Annotated in this window: 12 protein-coding genes; 5 read left to right on the forward strand and 7 right to left on the reverse strand. The window is 50.6% G+C overall.

Features of this window, described 5'->3' with window-relative positions:
- Positions 1–289: 289 nt before the first annotated feature.
- The 3 genes from ACEYDX_RS03010 to ACEYDX_RS03020 all read right to left on the reverse strand — a co-directional run bounded on the left by ACEYDX_RS03010 (position 290) and on the right by ACEYDX_RS03020 (position 3,356).
- A complete protein-coding gene (locus tag ACEYDX_RS03010) occupies positions 290–601 on the reverse strand; it encodes a DUF1971 domain-containing protein (RefSeq protein WP_373740559.1) in 312 nt (103 codons plus the stop codon).
- Positions 602–715: 114 nt separating this feature from the next.
- A complete protein-coding gene (locus tag ACEYDX_RS03015; RefSeq protein ID WP_373740560.1) occupies positions 716–1,306 on the reverse strand; it encodes a Spy/CpxP family protein refolding chaperone in 591 nt (196 codons plus the stop codon).
- A 559-nt stretch (positions 1,307–1,865) separates the two neighbouring features.
- Positions 1,866–3,356, reverse strand: a complete 1,491-nt coding sequence (locus ACEYDX_RS03020) for a malate:quinone oxidoreductase (protein ID WP_373740561.1) — start codon at positions 3,354–3,356, stop codon at positions 1,866–1,868.
- A 496-nt stretch (positions 3,357–3,852) separates the two neighbouring features.
- On the opposite strand from ACEYDX_RS03020, the gene ACEYDX_RS03025 reads away from it, so the two are divergent.
- The 3 genes from ACEYDX_RS03025 to ACEYDX_RS03035 all read left to right on the forward strand — a co-directional run bounded on the left by ACEYDX_RS03025 (position 3,853) and on the right by ACEYDX_RS03035 (position 6,237).
- Positions 3,853–4,254, forward strand: a complete 402-nt coding sequence (locus tag ACEYDX_RS03025; protein WP_373740562.1) for an NfeD family protein — start codon at positions 3,853–3,855, stop codon at positions 4,252–4,254.
- Between the two features lie 18 nt (positions 4,255–4,272).
- Entirely contained in the window at positions 4,273–5,238 is a 966-nt protein-coding gene (locus ACEYDX_RS03030) for an SPFH domain-containing protein (protein WP_373740563.1), read from the forward strand.
- 672 nt (positions 5,239–5,910) lie between these two features.
- The gene (locus tag ACEYDX_RS03035; protein WP_373740564.1) at positions 5,911–6,237 is read left to right on the forward strand and encodes a hypothetical protein; all 327 of its coding nucleotides are present in this window, start codon (positions 5,911–5,913) and stop codon (positions 6,235–6,237) included.
- 228 nt (positions 6,238–6,465) lie between these two features.
- Here ACEYDX_RS03035 and ACEYDX_RS03040 read toward each other — a convergent pair whose 3' ends face one another.
- From ACEYDX_RS03040 to ACEYDX_RS03055, 4 genes are all read right to left on the reverse strand, one after another.
- Positions 6,466–7,695, reverse strand: coding sequence for an HlyD family type I secretion periplasmic adaptor subunit (locus tag ACEYDX_RS03040; RefSeq protein WP_373740565.1), 1,230 nt, complete (start codon positions 7,693–7,695; stop codon positions 6,466–6,468).
- A 69-nt stretch (positions 7,696–7,764) separates the two neighbouring features.
- On the reverse strand, positions 7,765–9,942 hold the full coding sequence (locus tag ACEYDX_RS03045; protein ID WP_373740566.1) for a type I secretion system permease/ATPase: 2,178 nt from the start codon (positions 9,940–9,942) through the stop codon (positions 7,765–7,767).
- 28 nt (positions 9,943–9,970) lie between these two features.
- Positions 9,971–11,158 (reverse strand): TolC family protein, encoded by a 1,188-nt coding sequence (locus ACEYDX_RS03050; RefSeq protein WP_373740570.1) that lies wholly within the window; start codon positions 11,156–11,158, stop codon positions 9,971–9,973.
- A 447-nt stretch (positions 11,159–11,605) separates the two neighbouring features.
- Complete coding sequence (locus tag ACEYDX_RS03055) at positions 11,606–12,391, reverse strand: inositol monophosphatase family protein (RefSeq protein WP_373740567.1); 786 nt, start codon at positions 12,389–12,391, stop codon at positions 11,606–11,608.
- A 165-nt stretch (positions 12,392–12,556) separates the two neighbouring features.
- Between ACEYDX_RS03055 and ACEYDX_RS03060 the strand changes: the two genes are divergently transcribed.
- Both ACEYDX_RS03060 and ACEYDX_RS03065 read left to right on the forward strand, forming a co-directional pair.
- Positions 12,557–13,369 (forward strand): RNA methyltransferase, encoded by an 813-nt coding sequence (locus tag ACEYDX_RS03060; RefSeq protein WP_373740568.1) that lies wholly within the window; start codon positions 12,557–12,559, stop codon positions 13,367–13,369.
- 314 nt (positions 13,370–13,683) lie between these two features.
- The gene (locus ACEYDX_RS03065) at positions 13,684–14,049 is read left to right on the forward strand and encodes a YkvA family protein (RefSeq protein WP_373740569.1); all 366 of its coding nucleotides are present in this window, start codon (positions 13,684–13,686) and stop codon (positions 14,047–14,049) included.
- The last annotated feature ends 255 nt before the right edge of the window (positions 14,050–14,304 follow it).

A 14,304-nucleotide genomic window follows, 5' to 3' on the forward strand; every position in this document is an offset into this window, starting at 1 on the left:
CCGCAAAAGCGTGTTCCGCCTCGCGTGCAACAGTTTGGTGTAGGTTCATGGTGGAAATCTCTGTCGGTTGGATGAAATGCGGCTATTTTAGCGCAAATCACGGGCCAACGCTTGCAGTAAGGCCGTCTGAAAATCGGTGGTAACGGTTTTCAGACGGCCTTATTCATTCGGTCGGCAAACCGGGTTGCCCTCCGGAAAAACCGGACAGGCCGTCTGAAACGCCGTGCCGAATCCCAATCAGACTGCCCGACCGGTAAACATTGATTTTCAGACGGCCTCAACAGCCTGCCTAATCCGTTTTTTCGGCAAACAGGGTAAGCTGCGCGGCAAACGGTTCGCCCTGTGCCGCGGCGGTATGGCGGATATTGGGTTTCAGCAGGGTTTGCTGGTTTTGCGGCGAAAACACTTCTGCGTAAATGATTTGGTCGTGTTCGTCATAAGCGCGAAACAGAAAGCTGCCCCGAATCACGCGCAGTCGGGCGTAAAACGGCGCGGCAACGATTTGCTGCGGCAAATCTCGGCTGGTCCAGTCGGGATATTCGCGAACCGGTACATAATCCGCCAAATCGGTTTCGGAAACGAATAAATCGGTTTTGTGCATGGAATTTTCTTTGCGGAATCGGGGAACTCAAGTTTCAGACGGCCTGACACCGGCGGGGCGGACTATCGCGACAAAACGGATACAGACGGCAGCAGCCTGCGGATGCACCTGCCGTCAGTAATGGGGATGTTTGTACGGGGGACGGCCTTCGCGCGGCTCAAGGCCGCCGTCGGCGTAATGGCCGCCGTGTGGCGCGGCGGGGCTGCGGTTCTGGATGTCCAGCCATTGCTGCCGCTGCTGCGGCGTGAGCACCTGCAATACGGCGTAACGCTGTTTCAGACGGCGCATCTCCGCCTCGGCAAACCGCTGCTCGCGTTCGGCGGCGCTGCTGCGGTAGGCGGCCAAACGCTCGGCAGTCAGCCGTTTCGCGGCGGCTTCGTCAAATTTGTCTCCCAACAGCAGCTGCTGCTCGGTATTGCGCCGCGCTTGGATTTTCTGTTCGGTTTCGGCACGCTTGGCGCTTTTTTTGCTGCGCTCCCTGTTCAGACGGCCTTCTTCGAGAATGGCGTGGATTTTAGCCTGTTGGGTTTCGTTCAAACCCAACTCGCGCAAATCGTACGGCATGGGGTGTTTCTGCTTGTTCACCGGCACATACTGCTCCGCCTGCGGTTCGGACGCGGCAATCGTCGCCGCCGTGCCTGCGGCAACGGCAACGCCTGCCAGCGCGACAACGACGGCAATACTGATGGCGGTGATTCGTTTCATGGCGTGGTTCCTCTGATGCAGAATGTTCGGGCGCGGTTTTTCTTTTATGGGGCGAATCTTACCGTTTTGCCGCGTAAACAGGCGTTTGCGGCGGGTAAATGCTGCGGTTTTATCCGTTATCGACTGTTTTCGGAAGCCGTCGGCTGCGTCCGGTTTTGCAAGGCTGTGTTTGGATAATGTGTTAATGCCCTCCGTCAATCAGCACACGAACACACCCGTCTTTTAAAACAGGCTGTATATGGATGATGTATGTTGGTACTTTGTTTTTCGTCATGCCCGCGCAAGCGGGAATCCGGATCTGCCATGATAAACAAGCGGTTTTTTCAGACGGATTCCGAAACTCCGCCTTCCGGATGCCCGCCTGCGCGGGCATGGCGACCCAAGCTAACCGGCTGTTTCCGCATCGTCTGAAGTCCGAGTTTCACTTGCACGGGGACGGCTGCATCGATGTTGTCATCAACACAATTCAAACACAATCTATCAACAAGAACAGGCCGTCTGAAAACGGTTTTTTCAGACGGCCTGTATGCTGCGGCAACGGTTTCAAACTGCCTGCCTTCTAATGATGGTAAATCCCCAAGGTTTCCGAAGTGAACTTCATCATCTCGTCGGCCAAACCGTGGTTCTCGTTGAGTTTGATGCCGAAACAGGGCACAAGCTCGCGCAGACGGCAACGCCATACGCGGGTACGCTCGGGGAAGCACTGGTGCAGCAGTTTGATCATCAGCGGCGCGGCGGTGGATGCGCCGGGCGATGCACCGAGCAGGCAGGCAATGGAACCGTCGGCGGAAGCGACGAGTTCGGTACCGAACTGTAAAACGCCGCCTTTCTGCTCGCATTTTTTAATGACCTGAACGCGCTGTCCTGCGGTAATCAGCTCCCATTCGTCGTCTTGGGCCAGCGGGTAGTATTCGTGCAGCGACACCAGCCGCTCTTCGCGTTTTTTCGACAATTCGCTGAACAGGTATTTGGTCAGCGCAATATTGTCGAGACTGGCGCGCATCATCGGCAGGATGTTGTCGCGTTTCATCGACTGCACCAAATCCATCTTCGAGCCTTGCTTGAGAAAGTTGGGGCTGAAGCCGGCGAACGGGCCGAACATCAGATGGCGTTTGCCGTTGACATGGCGGGTATCGAGATGGGGAACGGACATCGGCGGCGCGCCGACGGCTGCCTGCCCGTAGACCTTGGCGTTGTGCCGCATGGCGGTGGCTTCGCTGTTGTTGCGGAAAAACAGGCCGGACACGGGAAAACCGCCGTAGCCTTTGCCTTCGGGAATACCGGTTTTCTGAAGCAGCGGCAGCGCGCCGCCACCCGCGCCGAGAAAGACGAAACGGGCTTTGAGCAGCATGCCGTCGTTGCTGTTTTTACCGTTTTGGGTGTGGTTGGTCCGGATGCACCACGAACCGTCGTTGTCGCGGCGGATGTCTTCAACGTGCTGGTTGTAGTGGATTTCCATGCCGTTGTCGGCAAGGTATTTAATCATTTGGGTGGCAAGATTACCGAAATCGATGTCGGTACCCTCGGCGCAATAAGTGGCGGCAATGCGCTGGCCGACGCTGCGGCCTTCGATAGTCAGCGGCGCCCAATCGCTGATTTGCGCCGCATCTTCGGAAAATTCCATGCTTTCGAACAGTTTCTGCGGTTTGAAGGCATCGAAGCGTTTTTTGAGATAGTTGCAGTGGTCGTCGCCGAACACCAGCGACATGTGCGGCACGGTATTGATGAAGGAATTGTCGGCAAGCTTGCCTTCCGCCAACAGCGTCGCCCAAAACTGGCGGCTGGTTTGGAACTGCTCGCTGATGCCGATGGCACGGTCGGGATTGACCGTACCGTCGGCTCCCAAAGGCGCATAGTTCAATTCGCACAAAGCGGAATGACCCGTACCGGCATTGTTCCACGGATTGGAGGATTCTTGCGCAACCTGATCCAACCGCTCGACCATCGTAATCTGCCACGAAGGTTCGAGCTCTTTAATCAGCATGCCCAATGTGGCGCTCATGATGCCGCCGCCGATCAGGATAACGTCGGTGGTTTCAGTAGTGGTCATAAACTTTGCTCCTTCTGATTGATGGCGGGTGTGCCGCTCGCTTGTTTTATCCGTCAACCCGAAGTAGGCTCCATTCGCTTTCAGACGGCCTGCACGGGCGGCAGGCCGTCTGAAAAGGGATGAGATAGCGCATTCGGGCGCGGTGTTGTATTCATATAAAGCTATGACGGAAAGCAGGTATTTACGTTATAAAAACAACTGCATATGACGGGAAAACCGCCTGTAATTCCGTGTAGCCCCAACGTGAATTTAGTGGATTTTATGAATAAATGCAAAGGTTTCGTTGTACGGAAACGTAAAAACGTAAACCAAACAGATAAATTCTCGCCCAACAATCTGATTTTAAAAAATTTTAATTCGATAATATTTTATCAAAAAACAAGCCTTACCGGCTCCCAAGGCCGTCTGAAAAGATTCAGACGGCCTTGAACTTTCTGTAACAAACCTTATCTATATAAACCAAACAATTGAAACCAATGAAGAAAAGGAAAAATTTATGGCCTACTGGTTTGCCGCCGCCGCACTCGTCCTGCTGCTCGAACTGTTCATCGGCACGGTTTACCTGTTGGTGGTCAGTGCCGCACTCGGCGGCGCGGGATTGGCCGTGTTCCTTACCGGCAGCCACACCGCCGGCATCATTACCGCCGCCGTGTTGTCGGCATTGGGCATCTGGCTGGTGCACGGCCGTCTGAAAAACAGGCGCATCATCCCCGACAGCAACGATTTGGACATCGGCCAAACCGTCGAAATCATCCGCCCGCTGCATGACAATCTTTACGAAGTCGCCTACCGCGGTACACATTGGCAGGCACGGGCGGAAAATGCCGGGCAACGCTCCGCGTCCACCGCCGTCATCACCGGAAAAAACGGCAACCTCCTACTGATTCAGCTTCACTAAACCCCACAAGGAAACAACATGGAACTTCTTTACAGTTTTCCCGTTCTCATCCTCATCGTCGTACTGGTATTCGGCTTCAAAGCCTTTACCGTCGTTCCCCAGCAGGAAGCCTATATCGTCGAACGACTGGGCCGTTTCCATAAAGTGCTGAACCCCGGCCTCAACATCTTGGTCCCCTTTATCGACCGGGTCGCCTACAAACACACACTCAAAGAAATTCCGCTCGATGTCCCCAGCCAAGTCTGCATCACGCGCGACAACACTCAGCTTACCGTCGACGGCATCATCTATTTTCAGGTAACCGACCCCAAACTCGCCTCCTACGGTTCGAGCAACTACATCACCGCCATTACCCAACTCGCGCAAACCACCCTGCGCTCGGTTATCGGCCGCATGGAACTCGACAAAACCTTTGAAGAGCGCGACGACATCAACTCCACCGTCGTCGCTTCGCTCGACCAAGCCGCCGTATCTTGGGGCGTGAAAGTCTTGCGTTACGAAATCAAAGATTTAGTACCGCCACAGGAAATCCTGCGTTCCATGCAGGCACAGATTACCGCCGAACGCGAAAAACGCGCCCGCATCGCTGAATCCGAAGGCCGCAAAATCGAACAAATCAACCTGGCCAGCGGACAGCGCGAAGCCGAAATCCAACAATCCGAAGGCGAAGCCCAAGCCGCCATCAATGCTTCCAACGGCGAAAAAATCGCCCGCATCAACCGTGCCCAAGGCGAAGCCGAAGCCCTGCGCCTGGTTGCCGAAGCAAACGCCGATGCCATCCGTAAAATCGCCGACGCCCTGCAAAGCCCCGGCGGCAGCGAAGCCGTCAACCTGAAAGTGGCCGAGCAATACGTCGAAGCTTTCGGCAGGCTGGCCAAAGAAAACAATACCCTGATTCTACCCGCCAACGTAGCCGACATCGGCGGACTCGTCGCCGCAGGTCTCAAAATCGTAGACGGCAGCAAAACAGGAAAAACTTCTTAATATATTTGTTTATTAAGACAAGGCCGTCTGAAACTTTCCGGAAAATAGTCCGGAAAGTTTCAGACGGCCTTTCAAAAAAAAGGGGTGGCCAAAGCCACACCCAAACACACACACATCAAGAGGAAAGAGATAAGTACAAAAAATTTCCAAACCGCCTACCCTATCAGGCCGTCTGAACAATTCCGTAACATCCGCCGTTTTGGAGGCATTTAGAGCATCGGCTTCAGTTTTTGTGATTATAGGTTAAAACCGTTTTCAGACTTTGATGCAAATCAAACCAGACAGCAATTTACGAAATAAATCATCTTATAATTTTTCTTTATATACATATACTCATAAAGGTCAAGATCCATTTAACTCCCAACCTAAAAAACCAGATTATCCTCTTATCACCTATATAGCCTTATCTCCAGCAAGATTAGGTACCATAGCTATACCAATCTAGTAAACCAAACCTTTTCAATTGGAGCATATCGACTGAAATATCAGCCAACAGTAACAATATCTCTACTGTTTTTAAGTTGCTCCACACCATCAAAAGATAAAATATGCTGCTTAATCCGAACCTTTAGTCGCCTCTTCGGTCTGAAAAAGTAAAATTGTTCAAATACAGACAATGGCTCGGTTTCGTTTTACATTCTTTTTAGTCTGATTTCTTTTAAACGATTCCGTATGATATTACCCACCAACCTACATACACTCTGGGAGCTTTTTATGTCTCATGTCCGAATTATTCCTGCTACTTTTCTAACCGTTTTCTTGGCTGGCTGCACTCTACCCTCTACCAGTCAAACTTTTATTGCAGACTGCACCGACAACATCATGCATAACGCTGATATCTCTACTGTTACCGCACGCAACCGGTGCAGTTGTATTAAAAACAATATCTCACACCGCTACGGTTCGATTGAAGCAGCATCTGCGGCAAAACGCCGTAATCCTGCTGTTTTCAAACGCAGATTGCAAACAATTGTTTCAAATTGTGGCGGCACATCGTAAGAAAAATTGCGTTCTGGATCTGTTATTCTTTACTAACACACCTAACCATCCATACCAAAATATATTTAAGCAATTTGCAAGCAGAACATACCTGAAACTCATACATAACAACTACGTTTTTTCAATATAGCTCCTAAATACCTCTCTCAAATATTAAACCCTATATGTGTAATAATGCTAAAGGCCGTCTGAAAGCTATTTTCAGACGGCCTTTTACCTGTTTTTGGATTAACGCTCGCTTAAAGCCTGCTTCATGCGCGTAATCGGTTTGATGAGATATTGGAATACGGTTTTCTCACCCGTTTTCACATCCACGGTCGCTACCATACCTGGGATAATCGGCATTTCTTTACCGTTTTTATCTTTCAGGCTATTGGAATCAGTCTGTACCAAAATTCGGTAGTACACTTGGTTCGGATCGAGTTTCAGATCGTTTGCTCGGGCTTGTGCACTATTACTTACAGTATCAGGGCTGATAAGAGTTACTTTTCCATCCAATCCGCCGTAAATCGCATAATCGTAGGCACTTACTTTGACTACGGCGGGAAGGCCTGGACGCAGGAACGCAACGTCTTGCGGACGGATATAGGCTTCAACCAAAAGCTTATCATCCAAAGGAACAATTTGCAGGATGTCCTGACCCTGGTTAATCACACCGCCAACAGTATTGATTTGGATGTCTTTCACAATACCGCGCATGGGAGCACGGATAAGGGCACGATCAACCGGATCTGCCCGCATCGCCATATTTTCTTTCGCCTGCGCCAATTCGGATTCGGCTTGGACAAGCTCATTGCTGGCATCCGCCATATAACGGTTGCGGCGTTCTGCAATTTGCAGGGAAAGTTCGCTGGATTCGCGCTGCATTCTCAACAATTCTACTTCCGATACAACACCTTGGGCAACCATCGGAGCGGTAATGCCGATTTCTTTATCCAATGATGTTTTACTCAAAGTCAGACTTTTTACTGCATCGGTAACAGCACGCTTACGGGCAACAAATGCTGCTTCTTCCCGACGGCGCAACTCAGGGCTGACACCTTTCGGGAATGTCAATTCTGTGCCGTGAGCTTCTGCTTTCAACCGGGCAATCATGGCTTCAAGGTTCTGTACCTTGGCTTCGCTTTCACGCAATATGGCCGAGCTGCGGGTATCGTCAAGCTTCAAAAGGACTTGGCCTTTTTCAACAATGTCGCCTTCTTTTACCAACATCTCGGTAATAATACCGGGATCAAGGCTCTGTACCACCTGTTCACGACTACTGGGAATAACATTACCCTGTCCGCGTGTAACCTCTTCAATCGGGCTGTTATATGCCCAAACCACGAACACAACCAGAAAAATGAAAAAGAGAATAATGACCCAAAACTGACCGCTGTGCTTTTCTTTCTGAAGAGCGGCATTTAAGTCGTTGATGAGGTGTAAATCTTTGGATTTGACGTTATTTTCGCTACTCATAATGTAAACCTTCAAAGGCTTGTCGAAGGCCGTCTGAAAACGGCCATTTATTATCTGAATCCTGCTTGATTAACCTGCAGCAACTTGGGGAGAAGTCTGCTGCTTACTTGAATTTTCCTGTTTTGCTTTGTTTTCGTTTTGCATCAAGTTTTGCAATACCAAATCACGCGGGCCGTCCATTACAACCTTACCGTTATCCATAACAATAATACGGTTAACAATCTGCAACACCTGCGGGCGATGCGTAACCAAAACCATCGTGCGATCCTTACCCCATTGGGCAATCGCATTAAGTGCAGCACGTTCGGTAGCCTGGTCAAGACTGGTAGTCGGTTCGTCTAACAATACCACTTTCGGATCACGCAGGGTCATTCGAGCCAAAGCGATAATCTGTTTTTGACCGCCGGATAAGCCCAAACCATCTTCCCCTAACGGCATATCCAAGCCTCGCGGGTGATTGCGGATGATTTTGTCCAAACCGAAACGGCGCAAGGCAGACAAGAGATCTTGGTCTGTAGAATAGCCATCGGTTCGTGCCAAATCCATATTTTCACGCAACGTACCTAAAAACAGACGGGGCGCTTGACTCAGTAGTAATACTTGGCTGCGCAGAAAATTTGGATCAAGCTGGCGCATATCCACACCATCCAGCGTAACATTGCCTTTTTCGGTATCGTATAACCCGCTGGCAAGTTTCAGCATCGTGCTCTTACCGCTGCCGATACGTCCTAAAATACCAACCTTTTCTCCCGGACGGATATTAAGCCGCAAATCGCTTACTGCTGCTGCACCATCTTCTTGGTATTTGAACGATACATTTTCAAAACCAACCGCACCCTGTACATTATCTAAAGTAATGTATTTACGCTCAGGACTACGCTCAATGGGACGTTCAACAATTGCATTAACCCCCTGTAAAGCCAGCTTTGCCTGTTGGAAACGTGTTGCCAAACCCGCAATCTGTGCCAGAGGTGCCAATGCCCTGCCTGATAAAATTACGGAAGCAATGAGGGCACCCATGGTAATACGATCAGCCGTATTCTCCGCGTGAATCAGATAAGTACCGACCAATACAAGGAAAACGGTATTCAATTGCTGCATAGCAACGGCAAAATTAACAACAAAATTACTGGTATCCTTTACTTTAATGGATGATGCTGATGTTTTGGCAGTATATTCATCCCAACGTTGTTGTGCCCATGAAGTTGCATTATTGGTTTTCAGAGTTTCGATACCTTCAATAGCCTCCACTGCCAAACCGGAACGCTGTGAAGATTCTTTCATGGATTCATTGATGTGGCGTGATAACGGACGCTGGGCCAGCATACCCACAACAACAACCAATGGTATGATCACAAGAGGCACCAAAGCCAGCTTACCTCCGACAATCCCGATAACGGTAATGAACAGTAACAGGAACGGCAAATCAACCAAAGTCAGCAAACTGGCACTGGTCATAAACTCACGCACGGATTCAAATTCACGCAAATTGTTGGCATAAGAACCGGAAGAAGTAGGACGGTCTGCCAAACGCAAGGCCATTACTCGGCGAAATAACGCTGAGCTGATAATCAGATCGGCCTTCTTACCCGCAATATCGGTAAGATGCCCACGAATCATTTTGGCGCAAAATTCGAAAGTTACGGCCAAAACCACACCAATACTCAGTGCCCACAAGGTCTCGTAAGCTTGGTTGGGAATCACGCGGTCATAGACATTCATTACATATAATGAACTGACCAAAGCCAGAAAATTGATGATGAATGTCGCTAAAATCACTTGATAGTAATAACGGCGGAAACGCCAAATAACCTTCCAAAACCATGCCTTAGGCAGATCGTATTCAGGAAGGTCTGAACGGGCATCCGATACCATTTTCGGCTTCACAAACCAACAGTAACCCAAATACAGTACAGATAATTGAGCGTAATCCAACACCTGTTCCAATCCGTCTACTTGGCGGATATGGTATTTCTTATCTTGGCCTGCCCCTTCGATTTTGGTAATTACGGCAGCTTCTTCGTTGTGGAGAATCGCTACTACCGGAACCGCAAGCGAAGGAATATCGTCCAAACTCCGCTTGGACAGTGTATTTTCAAAACCGTGGCTGCGGAGCACTTCCATCAGTGAGTGGTAATTGACGTTCAGTTTTTTATCCCGAACCACCTCCGCCGACAACGCTGCTTCCGAGACAGGCGCGCCAAGCAGGCGGGTAACCAACGCAATATGTTCGATAATTGATTTCATGATGTTATTCGCGTAATGTCTATAGATTTTATTGCCTGATGCCTGCCCAGTTGGCTACTTGGGATTGTGCCACCAAATATTCGAGGGCTGCATCGCGAAAATCGTTGCGCGCACCGACATTTTCCTGCTCGATGCTGGCCAATTCGTTATACGCCCCTAAAACATCCGTCAACGTACGGCGGGCGATTTTGAATTGCAGTTCATAAGTTTTCACAACGTCTTTTTGAGCACCGATATGTTGTGAAGTAATACCGATACGCTGTTCGCTCTGTTGCATATCGATTTCGGCGGTGCGCGCTTTTTCAGTAACGTCTTGCAGAATCTGTTCGGATTTTGCTTCGGCAGCCGAAAGCGCATGAGCGTTTTTGCTGACATTATGGCGGGCTGCCAAATCGAATACGTTCCAGTTCACGTTCAGATAAAGCTGGCGCGTTTCCTTGGTAGCATTGCCTTCCAGATTGACGGCTGGCAACCGTTCCGCCTTGGAAACATCCAATTCCGCATGAATACTGTCGCGTTCGGCTTTTTGGGCACGATAGGAGGGATTCATATTGCTGTCGGCATTTTTATAATGCCTGACCAGCGACAAGGCGCTCTCACTACGAAACGGATCTTTCAAATCCGCCGCAGTAAGCTGTTTTTGTGTATAACGCGACAAACGGCTCAACGCCATTTCCATGGTTCTGCGCTGTTGCGCAATGGCCGTCTGAACCTGCAACTGGCGCGCACGCGCCTCAATCAGTTCGGAACGCCGCCCGCCGTCATATTTTACGATGACGTTCAAATCCTTAAGCAGATTGTTATGACGAATCAGACTCTGCTGGTTAATCTGCAGCATTTCTTTGGCACGCAACGCAGAAAGGTAGAGTTTGCCTATTTCTCCGCCAAGCTGTTCCTGCGTTTCAAAGTATTTGTATTTGTAGTAGGTTTCCTTACTTTTATCACGACGGACGGCATGTTTGATTGCCCCCCATGAATAGAGATTGAGATTCCCGCGCACCCCCAATCCGTCGTCCATATCATCGCCGGAATCTTTGTTCTTCTGAGCCAAAACCTGCACACCCGTCAAGCTCAACACGGGATAGTGACGGGCTCGGGTGGCTTTGGTGGTACTGCGGGCGGCGTTTTCAGTCGCCTTTGCTTCCAACACTCCCGGGTCGGCAAGCATGGAATGCTTGAGAATATCTTTCAGCTCTACCGCATGGGCATTCGGCATACCCAACAGACAAGCGGTTGAAACAACCGAAAGATACTTCAACAAGCCGTTTTTCTTGAATGGGAAAATTTGCATGGGGTTCACAACTTGTACTGTTTGTCCGTATTTACGCACGGCCGTTTCGGCTGGCAGCCTCTGATTAAATTGTTGACCTGTTAATAATCCCGCAAAGGATAACACTATATTTAACATTTCTCATCCTTTTCCTGACAAAAGGTTGATTTCCCTACCCAACGTGCATAAAGATCATGTTTCCAACCGACTGCCAATCAACGATATGTTTTCCTGCCGCCGTTTCAGACGGCATATGCCGCATATTTTTCTTTATGCTTTCAGCAAATTACGGAAAGCCGATCGCGATAGCGGCGATATATGCCCACTGTTGCAACCATACAAACAAGGCCGTCTGAAAATTCAGACGGCCTCAAGGCATTGAGGCCGGTTGTTTCAAATGTGTTTACCGATGATTTGCAGCAATTGCGCCAACACTTTCGGGTTACCTGCCACGATGTCGCCGCTTTCCAGCCAACCGTCGTTTCCTTGCATATCGGTAACAATACCGCCCGCTTCCTTCACGATTAACGCGCCGGCCGCAATATCCCACGGCTTCAGGTTGAATTCGAAGAACCCGTCGAAGCGGCCCGCAGCCACGGCGCACAAATCCAGCGCGGCCGAACCTTCGCGGCGTGCACCCGCTGTTTTGGCCAACACCTCTTTCAACACCGCAAGGTAAGTATCCATCATGGATTGGTCAACCACCGGGAAACCCGTTCCAATCAGGCAGCGGTTGAGTTCGATGCGGTTCGAGACACGGATGCGGCGGTCATTGAGCAATGCGCCCTGCCCCCGCGAAGCCATATACAAATCGTTGCGTTCCGGCGCATATACCAATGCTTCCTGTACTATTCCCTTATGCAGCAGGGCCATGGAGACCGCAAATTGCGGATGACCGTGCAGAAAGTTGGTCGTACCGTCGAGCGGGTCGATAATCCACTCGTATTCGGCATTGGATTTACCGTGCGAACCCGATTCCTCGCAAGTGATTTTATGATGCGGATACGCATCCTTGAGCACGTCCACCAAAATCGCTTCCGATTCGCGGTCGACATTGGAAACAAAATCGTTAAACGCTTTGCTGTCCACCTTTACGGCATCGAGATTGGCAGAGGCACGGATCATCATCTGCCCCGCACGGCGGGCGGCTTTAAAGGCGGTATTCAAAATCGGGTTCATGGCATACTTTCTATTTCGGGTACAATGCGGCATCCGCACCGCCGGACGCAGCGCAGATGCAGTAAAAACATTCCGGCAAACGGGTTTTAAAGAACATGTTCAGACGGCCTTTCCAGCAAAAGGCCGTCTGAACGGTACGTTTACAAATTATAGCAGAAATCCAGCATGAACACCGCCAAACCCGCCCTGCCCGACCATTTGGGCAACATCCGCATCGTACTTTCCCGCACCAGCCACCCTGCCAACATCGGTGCGGCCGCACGCGCCATGAAAACCATGGGACTGACCCGCCTGACGCTCGTCGCCCCCAATCTCATGGCCACGCCCATGACCCCCGAACCGCCCGTTTTCGACCCCGCATCCCCCCAATTATTCAAGTTGCCCGAAGAAAGCTTTATCCTTGCCTCCGGAGCCGCCGACGTATTGGAACAGGCTGCCGTTGTCGCCACGCTCGACGAAGCCGTTGCCGACACCGTATTAAGCTACGCCCTGACCAGCCGCAAGCGTGAGCTGACTTCCCCGCTGAAAACCCCGCGCGACCTGGTTCCCGAAATCCTGCAAACCGCCGCCGCGGGCCACACCACCGCACTTGTCTTCGGCAACGAAACCTTCGGCTTGAGCATCGAAGAAGTGCAAAGCTGCAACCGCCTGATGACCATCAACGGCAATCCCGGCTATTTCTCGCTCAACCTTGCCCAAGCCGTGCAGGTCGTCAGCTACGAAATCTTCAGTCAGACCGACAACCCCATGACCCACCTTATCCACGAAACCCACCCCGCCACCCATGCCCAAATCAGCGGCATGATTGCGCACATGGAAAGCGTGATGGACGACATCGGCTTCTTCAACCGCCGCAACGGTAAGCGCATGATGCGCAGAATGCAGAACCTCTTCGCACGCGCCAACACCGAAACCGAAGACATCGACATCCTGCGCGGCTTTTTCAACACCGTAAAGAAACGGTTGGGAAAAGAATAGTGCTGAAATCTTCCTTAATAACGGCAAAGCATATCTGTTCCCGATTCGGATTCAATCCCAACTCAGAGCAACTGTAAAAAACGCCAACGGGTTTTCAGACGGCCTTAAACCGTCAGGCCGTCTGAAAACTGTACTGTCCTATCCGCAAGCCATCTTCCGAATCCCTACCAACCGCTTTCCGTGTCAACACATTCAAACACATCGTAAAAAAACAGCATAAACGCTTGAATTCCATCGATTTGCCCGTATGATAAAGGCCGTCTGAAACATTTTTCAGACGGCCTTTATCCATCATTCCACATCAAGGACACCGCATGAACCGCCCCGACCCTGAAGAATTCATCCCCAAATTCCGCCGCCGCCAACTCGACGAACCGGGCTTTCTGCGAAAACTCGCACGTTTCGCAGGACGGCTGGGCGCGCCCGTCGTCCGCCAGCTCTATGCGCTGTACTTCGTGTTCAAATCGCCTGCCACACCCAAACGGGCGAAGATGATTATTCTCGGCGCACTGGTTTATTTTTTCAGCCCTGTCGACAGCATTCCCGACCTGCTCGGGCCGCTGGGCTTCAGCGATGACATCGCCGTGATTACGTTGGTGTACAGCCAGATGAAAGCCTATCTGACCGAAGACATCCGCGAACGGGCGCGCGAAGCGGCAGCAAAACTGTTCGGCAAGTAAAGTCTAAGCTGCGGCGCTCGGACAAATACCGCCCGAGCCGCAAAAGCAAACAGCATTGCGAAAATGTACTGATGTCTCAGCCAAGATTGGATACAGTCAGCAAACCGCATGCCCTGTTATAGCAAATAAACTTATTTATCGATACACACCTGAAACAGCCAATCCACATCCGTAATTCGCAGCCGATTCCTAACACCTTTAATCCAAGCCCACTTTTTCTCTATCTGATTCAGATCGGGGCTATAAGGTGGAAGC

The organism is Neisseria sp., assembly GCF_041804105.1.
In the GTDB taxonomy this organism is placed as follows: Bacteria; Pseudomonadota; Gammaproteobacteria; order Burkholderiales; family Neisseriaceae; genus Neisseria.

What these genes read in the sequence shown, in the direction of transcription:
- ACEYDX_RS03010 (WP_373740559.1), bottom strand. Translation starts at nt 601, where the DNA reads ATGCACAAAACCGATTTATTCGTTTCCGAAACCGATTTGGCGGATTAT.
- ACEYDX_RS03015 (WP_373740560.1), bottom strand. Translation starts at nt 1,306, where the DNA reads ATGAAACGAATCACCGCCATCAGTATTGCCGTCGTTGTCGCGCTGGCA.
- ACEYDX_RS03020 (WP_373740561.1), bottom strand. Translation starts at nt 3,356, where the DNA reads ATGACCACTACTGAAACCACCGACGTTATCCTGATCGGCGGCGGCATC.
- ACEYDX_RS03025 (WP_373740562.1), top strand. Translation starts at nt 3,853, where the DNA reads ATGGCCTACTGGTTTGCCGCCGCCGCACTCGTCCTGCTGCTCGAACTG.
- ACEYDX_RS03030 (WP_373740563.1), top strand. Translation starts at nt 4,273, where the DNA reads ATGGAACTTCTTTACAGTTTTCCCGTTCTCATCCTCATCGTCGTACTG.
- ACEYDX_RS03035 (WP_373740564.1), top strand. Translation starts at nt 5,911, where the DNA reads ATGATATTACCCACCAACCTACATACACTCTGGGAGCTTTTTATGTCT.
- ACEYDX_RS03040 (WP_373740565.1), bottom strand. Translation starts at nt 7,695, where the DNA reads ATGAGTAGCGAAAATAACGTCAAATCCAAAGATTTACACCTCATCAAC.
- ACEYDX_RS03045 (WP_373740566.1), bottom strand. Translation starts at nt 9,942, where the DNA reads ATGAAATCAATTATCGAACATATTGCGTTGGTTACCCGCCTGCTTGGC.
- ACEYDX_RS03050 (WP_373740570.1), bottom strand. Translation starts at nt 11,158, where the DNA reads ATGCCGAATGCCCATGCGGTAGAGCTGAAAGATATTCTCAAGCATTCC.
- ACEYDX_RS03055 (WP_373740567.1), bottom strand. Translation starts at nt 12,391, where the DNA reads ATGAACCCGATTTTGAATACCGCCTTTAAAGCCGCCCGCCGTGCGGGG.
- ACEYDX_RS03060 (WP_373740568.1), top strand. Translation starts at nt 12,557, where the DNA reads ATGAACACCGCCAAACCCGCCCTGCCCGACCATTTGGGCAACATCCGC.
- ACEYDX_RS03065 (WP_373740569.1), top strand. Translation starts at nt 13,684, where the DNA reads ATGAACCGCCCCGACCCTGAAGAATTCATCCCCAAATTCCGCCGCCGC.